This is a genomic window from Micromonospora sp. DH13, assembly GCF_020873825.1.
Taxonomy (GTDB): domain Bacteria; phylum Actinomycetota; class Actinomycetes; order Mycobacteriales; family Micromonosporaceae; genus Micromonospora; species Micromonospora haikouensis.
The window spans coordinates 355,284-370,657 of sequence record NZ_JAHWGR010000001.1 but is presented as its reverse complement, the minus strand read 5'-3'; the positions used below and the strand labels follow the sequence as shown (position 1 = coordinate 370,657).

16 protein-coding genes are annotated in these 15,374 nt (G+C 75.1%); 7 read left to right on the top strand and 9 right to left on the bottom strand.

Going from position 1 to position 15,374, the window contains the following annotated elements:
- Nucleotides 1-133 precede the first annotated feature (133 nt).
- Nucleotides 134-1,585, top strand: coding sequence for a cryptochrome/photolyase family protein (locus LPA42_RS01580; RefSeq protein ID WP_077940286.1), 1,452 nt, complete (start codon nt 134-136; stop codon nt 1,583-1,585).
- A gap of 47 nt (nt 1,586-1,632) precedes the next feature.
- On the opposite strand, the gene LPA42_RS01575 is transcribed toward LPA42_RS01580, so the two are convergent.
- Genes LPA42_RS01575 through LPA42_RS01565 form a run of 3 tightly spaced genes read right to left on the bottom strand, consistent with a single transcriptional unit; the run spans nt 1,633 to nt 4,956 of the window.
- Nucleotides 1,633-2,484 carry an alpha/beta fold hydrolase gene (locus LPA42_RS01575; protein WP_077940285.1) on the bottom strand — a complete coding sequence of 284 codons (852 nt, stop codon included), beginning with the start codon at nt 2,482-2,484 and terminating at the stop codon, nt 1,633-1,635.
- Nucleotides 2,481-3,416 carry an SDR family oxidoreductase gene (locus LPA42_RS01570; RefSeq protein WP_077940284.1) on the bottom strand — a complete coding sequence of 312 codons (936 nt, stop codon included), beginning with the start codon at nt 3,414-3,416 and terminating at the stop codon, nt 2,481-2,483. The genes LPA42_RS01575 and LPA42_RS01570 overlap by 4 nt, the downstream gene beginning before the upstream one ends.
- Nucleotides 3,417-3,441: 25 nt before the next feature.
- Nucleotides 3,442-4,956: an NAD(P)/FAD-dependent oxidoreductase gene (locus LPA42_RS01565; protein WP_077940283.1), complete on the bottom strand. Its 1,515-nt coding sequence runs from the start codon at nt 4,954-4,956 to the stop codon at nt 3,442-3,444.
- Between the two features lie 123 nt (nt 4,957-5,079).
- On the opposite strand from LPA42_RS01565, the gene LPA42_RS01560 reads away from it, so the two are divergent.
- Complete coding sequence (locus LPA42_RS01560) at nt 5,080-5,508, top strand: archease (protein ID WP_077940282.1); 429 nt, start codon at nt 5,080-5,082, stop codon at nt 5,506-5,508.
- Nucleotides 5,509-5,516: 8 nt separating this feature from the next.
- On the opposite strand, the gene LPA42_RS01555 is transcribed toward LPA42_RS01560, so the two are convergent.
- A complete protein-coding gene (locus LPA42_RS01555) occupies nt 5,517-6,935 on the bottom strand; it encodes an RtcB family protein (RefSeq protein WP_077940281.1) in 1,419 nt (472 codons plus the stop codon).
- An 88-nt stretch (nt 6,936-7,023) separates the two neighbouring features.
- On the opposite strand from LPA42_RS01555, the gene LPA42_RS01550 reads away from it, so the two are divergent.
- The 3 genes from LPA42_RS01550 (at nt 7,024) to LPA42_RS01540 (ending at nt 9,161) form a co-directional block, all read left to right on the top strand.
- Nucleotides 7,024-7,833, top strand: coding sequence for an SDR family oxidoreductase (locus tag LPA42_RS01550; protein ID WP_077940280.1), 810 nt, complete (start codon nt 7,024-7,026; stop codon nt 7,831-7,833).
- Nucleotides 7,834-7,956: 123 nt separating this feature from the next.
- The gene (locus tag LPA42_RS01545; RefSeq protein WP_077940279.1) at nt 7,957-8,835 is read left to right on the top strand and encodes a pentapeptide repeat-containing protein; all 879 of its coding nucleotides are present in this window, start codon (nt 7,957-7,959) and stop codon (nt 8,833-8,835) included.
- A 95-nt stretch (nt 8,836-8,930) separates the two neighbouring features.
- Nucleotides 8,931-9,161: a hypothetical protein gene (locus tag LPA42_RS01540; RefSeq protein WP_077940278.1), complete on the top strand. Its 231-nt coding sequence runs from the start codon at nt 8,931-8,933 to the stop codon at nt 9,159-9,161.
- A gap of 105 nt (nt 9,162-9,266) precedes the next feature.
- Here LPA42_RS01540 and LPA42_RS01535 read toward each other — a convergent pair whose 3' ends face one another.
- The 3 genes from LPA42_RS01535 to rnhA form a co-directional block, all read right to left on the bottom strand.
- Nucleotides 9,267-9,491 (bottom strand): ferredoxin, encoded by a 225-nt coding sequence (locus tag LPA42_RS01535; protein ID WP_228986248.1) that lies wholly within the window; start codon nt 9,489-9,491, stop codon nt 9,267-9,269.
- The gene (locus LPA42_RS01530) at nt 9,488-10,708 is read right to left on the bottom strand and encodes a cytochrome P450 (protein WP_228986247.1); all 1,221 of its coding nucleotides are present in this window, start codon (nt 10,706-10,708) and stop codon (nt 9,488-9,490) included. The genes LPA42_RS01535 and LPA42_RS01530 overlap by 4 nt, the downstream gene beginning before the upstream one ends.
- Before the next feature lie 94 nt (nt 10,709-10,802).
- Nucleotides 10,803-11,285: a ribonuclease HI gene (rnhA, locus tag LPA42_RS01525; RefSeq protein WP_228986246.1), complete on the bottom strand. Its 483-nt coding sequence runs from the start codon at nt 11,283-11,285 to the stop codon at nt 10,803-10,805.
- A gap of 78 nt (nt 11,286-11,363) precedes the next feature.
- Between rnhA and LPA42_RS01520 the strand changes: the two genes are divergently transcribed.
- On the top strand, nt 11,364-12,491 hold the full coding sequence (locus LPA42_RS01520) for a serine hydrolase domain-containing protein (RefSeq protein ID WP_077940275.1): 1,128 nt from the start codon (nt 11,364-11,366) through the stop codon (nt 12,489-12,491).
- A gap of 15 nt (nt 12,492-12,506) precedes the next feature.
- On the opposite strand, the gene LPA42_RS01515 is transcribed toward LPA42_RS01520, so the two are convergent.
- Both LPA42_RS01515 and LPA42_RS01510 read right to left on the bottom strand, forming a co-directional pair.
- Entirely contained in the window at nt 12,507-13,697 is a 1,191-nt protein-coding gene (locus tag LPA42_RS01515) for a lycopene cyclase family protein (protein ID WP_096761751.1), read from the bottom strand.
- Nucleotides 13,698-13,765: 68 nt separating this feature from the next.
- Nucleotides 13,766-14,659 carry an aldo/keto reductase gene (locus tag LPA42_RS01510; RefSeq protein ID WP_077940276.1) on the bottom strand — a complete coding sequence of 298 codons (894 nt, stop codon included), beginning with the start codon at nt 14,657-14,659 and terminating at the stop codon, nt 13,766-13,768.
- 196 nt (nt 14,660-14,855) lie between these two features.
- Between LPA42_RS01510 and LPA42_RS01505 the strand changes: the two genes are divergently transcribed.
- Nucleotides 14,856-15,341 carry a hypothetical protein gene (locus LPA42_RS01505; RefSeq protein ID WP_228986245.1) on the top strand — a complete coding sequence of 162 codons (486 nt, stop codon included), beginning with the start codon at nt 14,856-14,858 and terminating at the stop codon, nt 15,339-15,341.
- The last annotated feature ends 33 nt before the right edge of the window (nt 15,342-15,374 follow it).

Genomic DNA, 15,374 nt, shown 5'->3' with positions numbered 1-15,374 from the left:
CGCTCGCGCCGGTGTCCGCCACGGGCGGGCGGAACGTGGCGCGGCCCACCCGGGCGGCGCTGTGGCGTGCGCCACCTGATGGACACGCCGGTGCCGGGCGGCGGCGTCGGAACGGACTGGGCAGAATCGACACATGTCTTCCCGCCGGTGGCTGCTCGCCGATCAACTCGGGCCCCACTTCCTCGACGACGCGGCGCAGCCGGTGCTGCTCGTGGAGGCCCGGGAGCTGTTCCGGCGCCGCCCGATGCACCGACAGAAGGCGCACCTGCTGCTCTCCGCGCTGCGGCACCGCGCCGCCGAGCTGGGCGACCGGGCCCTGCTGGTGCGCGCCGACACGTTCCGGCAGGCGCTGGAGCGCGTCGACGGGCCGGTCGAGGTCTGCCACCCGCCGTCGCGGGCCGGGCTGGCCTTCGCCCGCTCGGTGCCGGGGCTGACCGTCCTGCCGCCGCGTGGTTTCCTCGTCCGCCGGGAGGACTTCGCGGCGTGGGCAGACGCCGACCGCCGGGGGCCGCTGCGGGTGTCCGACTTCTACCGCTGGGCGCGGCGCGAGCACGGCGTGTTCGAGGGCCCGCCGGGGCGGGTTCCCCGCCGTCCCCGCCGCGCCGCCACCGCCGGGCTGGTGGCGCCGGCTCCCCCACCGATCGTGGAGGACGACATCGACGCGGAGGTCCGCGCCGAGCTGGACGGCTGGGAGCGCGACGGCGTGCGGTTCGTCGGCCGCGACGGCCCGCGCCGCTACCCGGCCACCCACGCCGAGGCCGACGCGAGGCTGCGGCACTTCGTGGCGCACCGGTTGCCCGACTACGGCCGCTACCAGGAGGTGATGAGCGCGGGCGACCCGCTGCTGACCCACAGTGTGCTGTCGTCGTCGTTCAACCTGGGGCTGCTCGACCCGGCGGAGGCGGTCCGGGCCGCCGAGGGCGCCTGGCGGGAGGGGGCCGCGTCGCTGTCGGCGGTGGAGCCGTTCATCCGGGGGCTGCTGGGCTGGCGGGAGTTCCTCTGGCAGCTCTACTGGTATTACGAGCCGGGCTACCGGGGCGGCAACTGGCTGGCCGCGACCGAGCCGCTGCCCGACTGGTTCGCCGGGCTCGACGCCGACGCCGTGGAGGCGCGCTGCCTGGCCGACGTGCTCGCCGGGGTCCGCGACCGCGCCTGGGCGCACCACGCGCAGCGCCTGCTGGTGCTCGGCAACTACGCGTTGCAGCGCGGCTGGCGGCCGGCGGAGCTGGCGGACTGGTTCCGGGACTGCTTCGTCGACGGCACCGACTGGGTGATGAACGCGACCGTCATCGGCATGAGCCAGTACGCCGACCTGGGCCGCATCGACACCCGCCCGTACGCCGTCGACGGCCGCTACATCGACGAGCTCAGCGACTACTGCACCGGGTGCCGCTACCAGCCGGAGACGACGCTGGGCGACCTGGCCTGCCCGTACACCGGGGGGTTCGACGCGTTCCTGCACCGCAACCACGACCGGCTCGTCGGCGACGCGCGGCTGGCCGCGGAGCTGGCCGAACGCGACGATCCGCAGCTACGCGACGCGGTGCTGGCGCAGGAGGACAAGCGCGGCAGCAGCCCGCCCTGACGCAGACGGCGGCGCGTCGGTTCACCCGCGCCGCCGGTCGGCGTGCGTCAGTGGTCGGCGGGGCGGCCCGCCCAGAAGCCGGTGACGAGGCGGTGGAACTCCTCGGCCCGCTCGATCTGCGGCAGGTGCCCCGTGTCGGCGAACAGGTGGGTGCGGGCCCGGGGCAGCCGGGCCCGGGCGGCGTCGAGGTGGGCGGCGGGCAGGATCAGGTCCCGGTCGCCCCAGACGACCAGGACGGGCAGGTCCAGCCGGGCCACCGCGTCGAGCAGTTCCTGACGCCACGGCGCGGCGACGCCCCGCACCGTGCCGAGGCTGGCGACGAGTTCGCCCATCACCCGGGCGGCGTGCGGGCGGCGGGCCACCGCCAGCGCCTCGGCGAGGCGGGCGGCGGTGACGTGCCGCCGGTCGTGGAACAGGGCCCGCTCGGTGCGGCGGGCCACGGCCCGGCTCGGCCGCAGCAGCAGCCGGGCCAGCGGTCGCACCGCCAGCAGCCGCAACCCGATGGTCACCTCGCGGCCGAAGCCGGCGCTGGCGACCAGCACCAGGCTGGCCACGCGGGCCGGGTCGTCGACGGCCAACCGCATGGCCACCGCCCCGCCGAGGGAGTTGCCGACCAGGTGGGCGGGGCCGGTCACGCCGAGCGCGTCGAGGCAGTCGGCGGCGGCCCGGGCCAACGCCGGCAGGGTGTGCGGCTCGTCCAGCGGCGCGGACCCGCCGTGCCCGGCCAGGTCGAGGCTGATCACCCGGTGGTCGCGGGCGAGCCGCCCGTGCAGCTCGGCGAAGTCGGCGAGGGTGCGGCCGATGCCGTGCAGCAGCACCACGGGCGGGCCGTCGCCGGTGACCCGGCACCGGGCGACGCGCCCCCGCACCGTGACGATGGTGTCGGCCGGTCCGCTCACCCCGGCTCCCCCGCCGGCCCGTCGGCGGCCCCGCTGCCCCGGTTGCCGGCCGGCGCGGCGGGGCCGGGCACCGCAGGCCGGTTCGCGGCGGGTGCCGGCGCGGCGGCGGGCCGGTTCACGGCGAGGGCGAGCACCCGGCCATACCCTGCGGGGGCGAGCCGGGCCAGCAGGTCCGGCAGCCGCGCCGACCAGCCGATCAGCACCCGCCCCCGACGCCGCTGCACACCACGCAGGATGGCCTCGGCGGCGGTCGCCGGGTCGATGGACAGCAGCCGCTCGAAGCGGCGGCGGGCGGCCTCGTACTCCTCGACGGGCACCCCGCTGCCGACGCGGGCGTCGGCGGCGATGCGGGTGCGGATGCCGCCGGGGTGCACGCACGTCACCCCGATGCCGTCGCCGGCCAGCTCCTGGCGCAGCGCCTCGGTGAAGCCCCGCACGGCGAACTTGCTGGCCGCGTAGGCGGCCTGCCCGGCGGGGGCGATGAGCCCGAAGAGGCTGGACACGTTGACCAGGTGCGCGCCCGGCTCGGCCTTCAGGGCGGGCAGCAGGGCGTGGGTGAGCTGCACCACGGCCCGGAAGTTGACGTCGACCACCCAGCCGAACTCGTCCAGGGTGACCTGGTCGAAGCGGCCGCCCAGCGCGACACCGGCGTTGTTGACCAGCAGCCGCAGCCGCGGGTGGCGCCGCCGCAGCTCCTCGGCCACCCGGGCCGTGGCGGCGGCGTCGGCCAGGTCGACCACGACGGTGTCGACCTGCCGGCCGGGGTGGGCGGCGCGCAGCGCGGCGGCCACGGCGGCGAGCCGGTCGGCGTCGCGGTCGAGCAGCACCAGGTCGGTGCCGCGCCGGGCCAGGCCGTGGGCGACGGCCTCGCCGATGCCGCCGGCCGCCCCGGTGACCACGGCCGTGCCGGCCGTGAAGTCGAACCTGCGCACGTCGATCTCCCTTCGCCCCGCCCGGTCAGCCGACGCCGCTGCCGGCCGGGTGGGCCGGGTCGCGTCGCTGTGTCGGGGACACCTGCGGGGCGCGCGAGAACCGCACGCCGGCGTCGGTGAGCCGGCCGTGCCGCATGAGCAGCACGTCACGGACGTAGTTCTGGTACAGCCGCCACGGCGCGGACGCGCCCTGCTTGGGCAGCGCGTCGACGCTGCGCAGCACGTAACCGGCCTTGAGGTCGATGATCGGCTCCAGCGGGCCGCCGGTGGGGGCCAGCGGGGTGACGATCTGCTGGCCGGTGGCGTCCAGGTGCCGCAGCAGCCGGCACACGTACGTGGCGACGAGGTCGGCCTTGAGCGTCCAGGAGGCGTTGGTGTAGCCGATGGTCATCGCGAAGTTCGGCACCTGCGACAGCATCATGCCCTTGTAGGCGACCGTCGCGCCGAGGTCGACGTCCCGCCCGTCGACGGTGAGCGTCATGCCGCCGAGGGCGAGCAGGTCGAGACCGGTGGCGGTGACGACGACGTCGGCGGTCAGCTCGACGCCGGAGGCGAGCCGGATGCCGGTGGGGGTGAACGTGTCGATCCGGTCGGTCACCACGTCGGCGCGGCCGGTGCCGAGGGCGGCGAACAGGTCCCCGTCGGGGGCCACGCACAGCCGCTGGTCCCACGGGTCGTAGCGGGGGGAGAAGTGCCGGTCGACGTCGTAGCCGGCCGGGAGGCGGCCGGCCGCCGCGCGCCGCAGGAACCGCTTGACCAGCGTCGGGGCGCGGCGGCTGAGCTGGAAGTTGGCGGTGCCGAGCAGCACGTTCTTCCACCGCACCACCGGGTACGCGGCCTTCGCCGGCAGCCAGCGCCGCAACGCGTCGGCGAGCACGTCGCGCGACGGCAACGCGATGACGTACGTCGGTGAACGCTGCAGCATCGTCACGTGGGCGGCCCGCCGCGCCAGGGCCGGGACGAGGGTGACGGCGGTGGCGCCGCTGCCGACCACGACCACCCGCGCGTCGGTGTGGTCGAGGTCGGCCGGCCAGTGCTGCGGGTGGACCAGCCGCCCGGTGTACGAGTCGACGCCCGGCAGGTCGGGGGTGTAGCCGGCGTCGTAGCGGTAGTAGCCGGAGCAGACGAACAGGAATCCGCAGGTGACGGTGACGTCCTCGTCGGTGTCGTCGCGGTGGGCGCGCACCGTCCAGCGGGCCGTGGCGCTGTCCCACCGCGCGGCGAGGACCCGGTGGTGGAACCGGATGTGCCGGTCCACCCCGTACTCGCGGGCGGTGTCGCGCACGTATGCGCGGATCGACTCGCCGTCGGCGATGGCGCGCGGGTTCGTCCACGGCTTGAACGCGTAGCCGAGGGTGAACATGTCCGAGTCCGACCGTATGCCCGGGTAGCGGAACAGGTCCCAGGTGCCGCCGATCGCGTCGCGGGCCTCCAGCACCGCGTACGTCTTGTCGGGGCAGGTGCGGCGCAGGTGGCAGGCCGCGCCGACGCCGGAGAGGCCGGCGCCGACGATCAGCACGTCGACGTGCTCGCAGGCCATGACGTGTCTCCCGTCGCAGGCGGTGAAACGGACACTATCCACCGCCGTCGACGGCGGTCAACGCCCGGCCTCGGGTGGCGCGATCGGGACCGGGGCGGGCCCGACGGCCGGCATGATCGGGGCATGCGGTCAGGATCGGGGCGGGGCAGGCGCAGTGTCGCGCACACCGCCGACGTGCGGATCGAGGCGTGGGCGCCGGACCGGGAGGGCTGCGTGGCCGAGGCCGTGGCGGCGATGGTGGAGACGTTCGCCGACACCACCGGCGCGGGCGCGGGCGTCGAGGCGGCGTTCGACGTGCCGGCCGGCGACGACGCCGACCTGCTGGTGGGCGTCCTCGACGAGGTGATCTTCCAGTTGGAGACCGGGGGGACGCTGCCGGTCACGACACGGGTGAGCGCCACCGGCTCCGGCGGCCTGCGGGTGTGCTGGCGGCTCGTGGACACCGGCGCGGTGGAACTGGTCGGCGCGGTGCCGAAGGCGGTGGCCCTGCAGGAGCTGCGCTTCGGCCCCGGCCCGCGCGGCTGGTCCTGCGCGGTGACCCTCGACGTGTGAGCGCCCGCTCAGCCCTTGACCACGCCGAGCGGCACCAGCCGGGCCACCCGGCGGCACAACCCGGCCGCCTCGGCGACGTCGACCACCGCCGACACGTCCTTGTACGCCTGCGGTGCCTCCTCGGCCAGCCCCCGCCACGACGCCCCCCGCACCGCGATGCCCCGCGCCTGGAGTTCCCGGCGCAGCTCCTGCCCGCGCACCGACCTCCCCGCCTGCGCGCGGCTGCGCACCCGGCCCGCCCCGTGGCACGTCGAGGCGAACGCGGGCGCACCGGCCACGCCGGTGAGCACGTACGAGGCGGTGCCCATCGAGCCAGGGACGAACACGGGCTGCCCGGCGGCGCGCAGGTCGGCGGGCAGCTGCGGATGCCCGGGCGGCAGGGCCCGGGTGGCGCCCTTGCGGTGCACGCACAGCCGCCGGTCCGCCCCGTCCACCCCGTGCGTTTCGATCTTGGCGAGGTTGTGCGACACGTCGTACACCAGGTGCAGGCCGCTGCCGGCGGTGCGGGCGAAGACCCGGCGGGCGGCGGCGGTGAGCAACTGCCGGTTGGCGCGGGCGTAGTTCGCGGCGGCGGCCATCGCCCCCAGGTACGCCCGGCCCTGCGGCGACCGCACGGGCGCGCAGGCCAGCTGCCGGTCGGGCACCTCGATGCCGTGGCCGGGCATCGCCCGTTCCATCGCCCGGACGTGGTCGGTGCAGATCTGGTGGCCCAGGCCCCGCGACCCGCAGTGGATCATCACGACGACCTGGCCGGCGCGCAGCCCGAACGCCGCCGCGACCGCCTCGTCGTGCACCTCGTCGACCGCCTGCACCTCCAGGAAGTGGTTGCCGGAGCCGAGGCTGCCCACCTGCTGCTGGCCGCGCTGCACGGCGCGGTCGCTGACCTGCCCGGGGTCGGCGTCGTCGACCACGCCGGCGTCCTCGCAGCGCGCCAGGTCGCGGGGCACGCCGTGGCCGCGTTCGACGGCGTAGCGGGAGCCGCCGCGCAGCACCGCGTCCAGTTCGGCCCGGTCGGCCAGCTGCCACACCGCGCCGCGGCCCATGCCGCGCGGGATCGCCGCGTCGAGGCCGTCCATCAGCGCGTCGCGCACCCTCGGCAGGTCGGTCCGGTCGAGGTCGGCGGCGAGCAGCCGCACCCCGCAGGAGATGTCGAAACCGACGCCGCCCGGGGAGACCACGCCGCCGGCGGCCACGTCGGTGGCGGCGACGCCGCCGATCGGGAACCCGTACCCCCAGTGCACGTCGGGCATCGCGTACGAGGCGCCGACGATCCCGGGCAGGGTCGCCACGTTCGCCACCTGCTGCGGCCACCGGTCCTCGTCGAGGTGCGGGATCAGCTCCCGGGAGGCGAACACGACCCCCGGCACCCGCATCGGGTCGCGCCGGTCGATCCGGAACCGGTACGGCGACTCCTCGACCAGCTCCATGCCGCTGCGGCTACCCGCCCGGCGGCCGGCTACACGTCGCGGCCGCACCCCGGCGGTTCGACGCCGCCAACGGGGGTAGTGCCCCCGCATGCCTCAGCGCTACGACGACTACCCCCGCATCGCGATCATCACCGGCGCCGACTCCGGCATCGGCAAGGCGTGCGCGGTGGCGCTCGCCGACGCCGGCTTCGACATCGGCATCACCTGGTACGGCGACGCCGACGGCGCCCGGCGCACGGCCGACGAGGTACGCGCCGCCGGCCGCCGCTGCGCCACCGCCGAGCTGGACCTGACCCGGCTGCCGGACGCGGCGGCCGTCGTCGACGAGCTGGCCGACCGGCTCGGCGGGCTCGGGGTGCTGGTGAACAACGCCGGCACGGGCGCGTCCGCGCCGTTCGTCGAGACGAGCTGGCAGCAGTGGCGCGACGTGCTGGCGGTGGACCTGGACGGGCCGTTCCTGTGCGGTCAGCGGGCCGCCCGGCGGATGCGGGCGGCGGGCACCGGGGGCCGGATCGTCAACATCACCAGCGTCCACGAGCACGCCCCCCGGGTGGGTTCGTCGGCGTACTGCGCCGCGAAGGGCGGGCTGGGCCTGCTGACCCGGGTGATGGCGCAGGAACTGGCCGCCGACGGGATCACCGTCAACGCGGTCGCCCCCGGTGAGATCGCCACCCCGATGACCGGGCAGGAGGACGTCGACCCGCTGACGCAGGCGCGCCCCGGGGTGCCGGTGGGGCGGCCCGGCGACGCCCGGGAGGTCGCGGCGGTGGTGGCGCTGCTGGCCTCCCCCGCCGCCGCGTACGTGACCGGGGCGTCGTGGCCGGTCGACGGCGGGATGCTGCTGATGGGCCCGCAGGCGGGCTCGCACCTGAGCGCCGACGACTGGCGGCAGGGCTGACGGCCACGACACTGGCCGCCGGCGGCCCCACCCTGTGTCCGGGGTGGGTGGCCGCCGACGCGACAATGGGCGGGGCCCGGGCGTGTCCCGGCGCTGTTGCGGCGTCTTCGAGGAGGGCCCGACGTGTCCGAGACCGACCCGCCCGACTCCGGCGACGAGTTGCGGGCCGACTGCGCCCGCTGCGTCGGGCTGTGCTGTGTCGCGCCCGCCTTCGCCGCCTCGTCGGACTTCGCCGTGGACAAGCCGGCCGGGCGGCCGTGCCCGAACCTCGGCGACGACTTCCGCTGCGGCATCCACCGGGACCTGCGGGCCCGGGGCTTCCCCGGGTGCACCGTCTTCGACTGTTTCGGGGCGGGCCAGCGGGTCGCCCAGGTCACCTTCGCCGGCCGGGACTGGCGGGCGGCTCCCGGCGAGGCGACCCGCATGTTCGACGTGTTCGCCGTGATGCGGCCGCTGCACGAGCTGCTGTGGTACCTGACGCAGGCGGTGACGCTGACCGCGCCGGGGCCGCTGCGCGCCGAGCTGGACGCGGCGCTGGCGCAGACCCGACGGCTGGCCGGCGGCACCGCCGCGCAGCTGCTGGCCGTGGACGTCGACGCGCACCGGGGGCGGGTGAACCCGCTGCTGGTGCGGGTGAGCGAACGGGTCCGGGGTGAGCGGGCCGGCGCGGACCGGCGGGGGGCGGCGCTGGTCGCCGCCGACCTGCGCCGGGCCGACCTGGTGGGGGCGAACCTGCGCGGCGCGGTGCTGCTCGGGGCGGACCTGCGGGGCGTGGACCTCACGCTGGCCGACCTCACCGGCGCCGACCTGCGGGGCGCGGATCTGCGGGGCGCGGACATGCGCGGGGCGCTGTTCGTGCACCAGTCGCAGGTCGACGCGGCCCGGGGCGACCACCGCACCGGTCTCCCGGCGACGGTGACCCGCCCCGCGCACTGGTCGCTGCCGGTCGTCCCGGTCCGCCGCCGCGGCGCGAACCCGGCAGGCCGGGTCCGCCGCCGCTGACCGGCCGACGCTGACCGGCCGACGCTCGACCCGGGCGGCGCTCACCGCCGGCCCGGGGGACGTTTGCGGGCCGGCCAGCCGGGCACGAGGGCCCCATGACCAGTGAGCGACGCTACGACCGTGCCAGCACCGACGAGCCGGACGGCGTGCCGGCCATGGAGGCCTCCCTGCGCCCGCCGGGCGATTCGGTGCGCACGAGCACCGACAGCGGGGACGACTTCGCCGACCTGCCGGCCGAACAGGCCCGCCCGGCCCGGGACACCAGCCGGGCCGGCTACGACGTCGACGCCGTCTCCGGCGCCGCCGACCCTTCCCGCGAACCCTGACCTCTCACCCGGCGGGCGGTGTCGGCGACGTCAACCGTCGTCGTGGGTCGTCGAGGAGTGCGGGGCGGCCTGGGCCGCCGCCCCCGCACCGGCGGGCCCGGCCGGTCAGGGTTGCGTCGTCGACGTGAGGCGGATGGCGCCGGCCGGGCAGACCTCGATAGCGCGGCGGACCCGCTCGGCCGCCGCCGGCGGCGGCTCGGGCCGCCGCAGCAGCACCAGCCCGTCGGTGTCGTCCTGGTCGAAGACCTCCGGCGCGGCGACCACACAGTTGCCGGACCCGCAGCACCTGCCCCGGTCCACCGCCACCCGCACCACGCCCACCTGGCTCACCAGGTCACCTGCAGGTTGTTGAGGCCGAACACGACCGACGTGTCGCGGGTCGACACCTGCTGCGGCACGACCGCGGCCCGCAGGGTCGGGAAACGGTCGGCCAACCCCACCAGGGCGATACGCAGCTCCGCGCGGGCCAGCGGCTGACCGATGCACTGGTGCACCCCGAAGCCGAACGCGAGGTGCTGGTGGGCCTGCCGGTACGGGTCGAACTCCTCCGGGTCGTCGAAGACCTCCGGGTCGCGGTTGGCCAGCGACAACACCGCGATGACGCCCTCCCCCGCCCGGATGACCTGGCCGCCGATCTCGGCGTCGACCAGGGCCAGCCGGGGCAGCCCCGTGCGCACCACGCTGAGGTAGCGCAGCAGCTCCTCGACCAGCTCGGCCGCCCGGTGCGGCGACTCGCGCAGCGCCGCGAAGCGGCCCGGCTCGCGCAGCAGCAGCAGGGTGCTCAGGCCGATCATGTTGGCCGTGGTCTCGTGGCCGGCGACGAGCAGCAGCAGGGCCATGCCGACCAGTTCGTCGACGGTGAGCTGCCCGGTGGCGACCCGGTCGCGCACCAGCCGGCTGATCAGGTCGTCGCCGTCGGCGTCGTGGTGCCGGGCGACGACCAGCTCACGCAGGTAGTCGCGCAGCTCCTGCGCGTGGGCCCGGACCAGCTCCATCGACGTCGTGCGGTCCAGCAGGGTGCGGCTGCGGACCTGGAAGAAGTCGTGGTCGGCGTAGGGGACACCGAGCAGGTGACAGATCACGATGGACGGCACCGGCAGGGCGAACGTCTCGACCAGGTCCGCGGGTGGACCCGCCGCGGCCAGGTCGGCCAACGCCGCGTCGACGGTCTGCTGGATCAACGGCTCGATCCGCCGCACATTCTTGATCATGAATTCGGCGGTGAGCATCCGACGCAGCCGGAAGTGTTCCTCACCGTCCATCCGGATGAAGCCGCCCTGCCGGTCCGACTCCGACTGCGGGGGCAGCGGACGCAGCAGCGGAAACCCGGGACGCTCCAGGTCGGCGCTGAACCCGGGGTGACGCAGCACCTGACGCACGTCGGCGTGCCGGGTGACCAGCCAGGCGGGCGCGCCGGTCGGCAGCCGGACCCGGGTCACCGGCCCCGCGAGCCGATGCCGCTGCTCCTCGTCGAGCAGCGCGAACGGGCCGTGATCGAGAGTGGACGCCGGCCAGAGCGGCAGGTCGGTAGCGGCGGTCGCGGTCACGCGGACACCTCCCGTGACAACTGAAAGTAACGCCATCGATCCGCAACGTTACCCACCGGTGTGCCCCGGCACAACCCCACCCCGTGACGCAACGTCACCCCAGTCGGGCCGCCCCCACCTCCGCCCGCGCCTGCGCCATGCCCCGGCCGGCCAGGGCGTCGGCCCGCTCGTTCTCCGGATGCCCGTTGTGCCCCTTCACCCACAACCAGGTCACCTCGTGCCGGGCGCAGGCCGCCTCCAACCGCTGCCACAGGTCCGCGTTCTTGACCGGCTGCCGCGCCGCCGTCACCCACCCGTTGCGTTTCCACCCGGCCAACCAACCCGTGATGCCGTTACGCACATACGTGCTGTCGGTGTGCAACCGCACCGACACCGGCCGGGTCAGACTCTCCAACGCCCGGATCGCCGCCATCAGCTCCATCCGGTTGTTGGTCGTCGGCGTCGCCTCTCCCCCGCACAGGTCCCGCTCGTGGGTGCCGTACCGCAGCACCGCACCCCACCCACCCGGACCCGGATTGCCGCTGCACGCCCCGTCGGTCCAGATCTCCACGACCCCACCGGCCGCCGCATCCACCATGCCCGCAACCTACCGGCCGCCCCGACCGGCACCGACCACCCCCGCCGGCAGAAAACCGGCGGCGCCACCACCGGCGGCATGGCAGGGTGGCTCACCGTGACCGACCGCCTCGACAACCTCCGGGCCGAGATCCACGCCACCATCGACGACCTCGTCTGCACCGGCCGCGAGGCAGGCGTACAGGTCGCCGCCTACCTGCACGGCGAACCGATCGTCGACGCCCACGCCGGCGTCGCCGACACCACCACCGGCCGGCCCATGACCGCCGCCACCGGCGTCTACGGCGTCTCCACCGGCAAGGGACTCACCGCCACCGTCGTACACGTGCTGGCCGAACGCGGGCACCTCGACTACGACCTGCGCATCGCCGACGTGTGGCCCGAGTTCGCCCGCCACGGCAAGGACCACATCACCCTGCGCCACGCCCTCACCCACACCGCCGGGATACCGGCGCTACCCGCCGACGTCACCCTCGACGACTTCGCCGACTGGGACCGCATGTGCGGCATCGTCGCCGACGCCCGCCCCCTGTGGACACCCGGCCACCAACTCGCCTACCACGCGTGGACGTTCGGCTGGATCGTCGGCGAGGTGATCCGCCGCGTCACCGGCCGCCGCGTCGGCGACATCCTCACCGAGGATGTCGCCGCGCCCCTCGGCGTCGCCGGGGAACTGCTCTGCGGCGTCCACCCCACCGCCCAACCCGGCCTGGCCCGCATGGAAGACGGCAACCTGTCGACCATGCTCGAGGTGTTCGCCGGTCAACTACCCCACCTCGACCGGGTCGTCCCGCCCGGGGTCCGCCCCGACGTCACCCTCGCCACCCGACCCGACGTGCTCGCCGTCGACGTGCCCGCCGTCGGCACCCTCACCGCCCGCGCCGCCGCCCGCATGTACGCCGCGCTCCTCGGCCCCGTCGACGGCGTACGGCTGATCTCACCGCACCGGCTGCGTGCCGTGTCCTCCCCCGCCGTCCGCGGCACCGAATGGGTCTTCGGCCGGGAAACGACCTGGGGTCTCGGCTACTCCATCGACGACGACGGGTCCTTCGGCGCCGCCGGCAGCGGCGGCAGCCTCGCCTTCGCCTACCCCCGGTGGGGCCTCACCGTCGCCGCGACCCGCAACCGTCTCGCCGTCGGCGACGGCGACCCCCTGCAGCACCTGCGGGCCCGCATCCGCGACACCGTCGCCGCGAGCGCCGGCTGACCGGCGAGCCCGCGCTCACCCGGGCCGGCGCAGCCGACCACGCAACCGCCCCACCGCGTCACCGAGCACCGCGGACGTCATCGGCGCCAACGGGCTCGACCGCATCACCGCCAGATCCTCCACCACCCCGGTGTCACCGTCGAGGAACCGCAGCACCCGCGACGCCGGATTACGGTCGAACAACCCGTCGAAGAACTCCGGACCACCGACCCGACCCGTGTCCAGGGCCCGCAACGCCACCGCGTCCATCCACAGGTGCCGACGCGGATACGCCGGTGCCGGCACCGGCGCCCGCCCACCCGCCAACGCCGCCGCTACCTGCTCGGCCTGCCGCAGCATCGCCGAGAACGTGAACCCCGTCGACGGGCGGGTCGCGCCACCCGCTGTGCCCAACCGCACCACCCGAGGCGAGGGACGACGCGCAAACGGCGCATCGGTCATCGGAATCACCCCGTCCTCCACCTCCCGCACCACCAACGCCGCCGGATCCCACCCGAGCCGACCCAGATAGCCGCGCAACGCCCGGTCGTACTCGTCGCCCGTCAACCGGGCCGGGGAGAACTCGGTGTACTCCACCAGCGCGAACCGGTCGCTGACCGGCAACACGTAACCGAACGACACCCCCCGGCCCGGCTGCGGGGTGCGGAAATCCATCAACACCGCCCGCCGCGGATCGAACAACGCCGCCTCCGAGGCGACCCACCAACCCCGGAAATGCTGCAACCAGCTCGTCCGGCCCGGCCGCGCCGGCGGCCGGGGACGCGAGTCGAGCACCCACGACGCCCGCACCAGCGGCGCACCGTCCCCGCCGCGCACCACCACCCGCGTGCCGTCGTCGTCGAGCCCCGCCACCGCCGCGTCGAACCGCACCGCCCCCAGCCGCCGCTCCGCCTCCGCCGCCCGCGCATACACCGGAGCGGACCGCACCATCGCATACCGCAGCGGCGCCAGGTCCAGCACCCGCCGGCGAGCCGGCGTGACCACCTCCACCTGCCCCCAACTGGCGCTGAGCACCCCGTCGAGCTCACCACCGGGGCGACCCCAGAACGCCCACGTGCGATCCTGGCCGCGCCTGCGCACCGGATCCACCACGGCGACCCGCAACCCCGCCAGCCCGTGCCGGTCCAGCGCCGCCAGGACCAGCGACGCGGCACCCCCACCGCCGACCAGGGCGACGTCGACGTCGACCGGCACGCCATCGTTCACCCCGACACGCTGTCACACCACCCGCCGCCACCCGACACCGGCCGGCGGCGACAACGCCACCGTCACCATCACTCGCCGCGCCGGTGCACGGCCTCCAACCGGGTCAGGTCCCCGTCGGTCAACCGCAACGCCCCCGCCGCCACGTTCGCCACCAGATGATCCGGATCGCCCGTGCCGGGAATCGCCAGCACGTTCGGGCCCCGCCCCAACGTCCACGCCAGCCGGACCTGCACCGGCGACACCCCGTGCGCCGCGGCGACCGCCCGCACCTCCGCGTCCTCCACGCCGCTCGCGCCCGCCTCCCGGCCCGTGGTCGCCAGGGAAAAGAACGGCACATACGCCACACCCTGCGCGGCGCAGTCCCGCAGGAACTGGTCGTGACGCGGCCGGTACCCCAGCCCGTACGCGTTCTGCACACTCACCACCGGCGCGACGGCCTGCGCCTGCGGCAGATGATGCGGACGGACGTTGGAGATGCCAAGCTGCCGGATCAGACCCGCCTCACGCAGCTCGGCCAACGCGCCGAAATGCTCCGCCACCGACTCCAGACCATCCTGCCGCAGATACACCAGGTCCAGGTGGTCACGGCCCAACTGCCGCAGGTTCTCCTCCACCTGCCCCCGCAACTGCTCGGGCCGCGCCAACGGCAACCACTCCCCCGACGCGTCCCGCGACGGCCCGACCTTCGTCGCGATCACCAGATCCTCCGGGTACGGGGCGAGAGCCGTATTGATCAGCTCGTTCGCCGAACGCAACGCCGAGAAATAGAACGAGGCCGTGTCGATGTGGTTGACACCCAACTCCACGGCCCGGCGCAACACCCCGACCGCCCGCCCCCGGTCGCTGGGTCGACCATCCGCCGTCTTCGTCAACCGCATCGCGCCCAGACCCATCCGGTTGACCGTGAGATCGCCCAGCGTCCACGTGCCCGCGGCGTCCGCGGTAACAGTCCCCGTATTCATGATCACGATCATGGCACGGACGGACCACCCACACCGCCCCACCAGCCCCCGCCACAGGACGGCAACGAAGAATTCTCAATCCCACCGGATCGAGGACCCAACCCTCCTAGTGTGGGACACACCGGTGCTACACACGGAGCTGGCCACCCGAACGACGTCCCACGCGACAGCGGACGAAAAGTGAGGGAAGACGCGTATGAAGGCACAGACAATCCTCGGATCGGCAGCGCTCGGCGCGGGCCTCGGCACACTCCTGCTCCCCGCCGCCGCCCTCGCCGACACCACCGTCTCACCAGCCACCACCCCGGTCGGCGGCACCGTCGTGCTCACCTCCACCTGCAACCCGAAATCCGGCGACGCGCTCTTCCACGTCACCGGACCCGACCGGGACCAGAACGTCCGATCCACCACCGCCGCAGCCGGCGGCGGACTCAGCGCGGAACTGTTCACCGCCGGATTCACCCTCGGCACCTACACGGTCACCGCCACCTGCGGCGACGGCACCACCTCAGGCAGCGCCACCTTCACCGTCACCCCGATCGGCGCCGCACCCGCCGGCACCGGCACCGACAGCGACACCACCGGCCTCCTCGCCACCGGCACCACCCTCGTCGCCGCCGCCGCCACCAGCGCACTCATCCTCACCCGCCGACGACGCCGCCGCACCACCGCACCAGCCTGAACCACACCACCCATCCCTGCCACGGGTGCCCGC

What these genes read in the sequence shown, in the direction of transcription:
- LPA42_RS01580 (WP_077940286.1), top strand. Translation starts at nt 134, where the DNA reads ATGTCTTCCCGCCGGTGGCTGCTCGCCGATCAACTCGGGCCCCACTTC.
- LPA42_RS01565 (WP_077940283.1), bottom strand. Translation starts at nt 4,956, where the DNA reads ATGGCCTGCGAGCACGTCGACGTGCTGATCGTCGGCGCCGGCCTCTCC.
- LPA42_RS01560 (WP_077940282.1), top strand. Translation starts at nt 5,080, where the DNA reads ATGCGGTCAGGATCGGGGCGGGGCAGGCGCAGTGTCGCGCACACCGCC.
- LPA42_RS01555 (WP_077940281.1), bottom strand. Translation starts at nt 6,935, where the DNA reads ATGGAGCTGGTCGAGGAGTCGCCGTACCGGTTCCGGATCGACCGGCGC.
- LPA42_RS01550 (WP_077940280.1), top strand. Translation starts at nt 7,024, where the DNA reads ATGCCTCAGCGCTACGACGACTACCCCCGCATCGCGATCATCACCGGC.
- LPA42_RS01540 (WP_077940278.1), top strand. Translation starts at nt 8,931, where the DNA reads ATGACCAGTGAGCGACGCTACGACCGTGCCAGCACCGACGAGCCGGAC.
- rnhA (WP_228986246.1), bottom strand. Translation starts at nt 11,285, where the DNA reads ATGGTGGATGCGGCGGCCGGTGGGGTCGTGGAGATCTGGACCGACGGG.
- LPA42_RS01520 (WP_077940275.1), top strand. Translation starts at nt 11,364, where the DNA reads ATGGCAGGGTGGCTCACCGTGACCGACCGCCTCGACAACCTCCGGGCC.
- LPA42_RS01510 (WP_077940276.1), bottom strand. Translation starts at nt 14,659, where the DNA reads ATGAATACGGGGACTGTTACCGCGGACGCCGCGGGCACGTGGACGCTG.
- LPA42_RS01505 (WP_228986245.1), top strand. Translation starts at nt 14,856, where the DNA reads ATGAAGGCACAGACAATCCTCGGATCGGCAGCGCTCGGCGCGGGCCTC.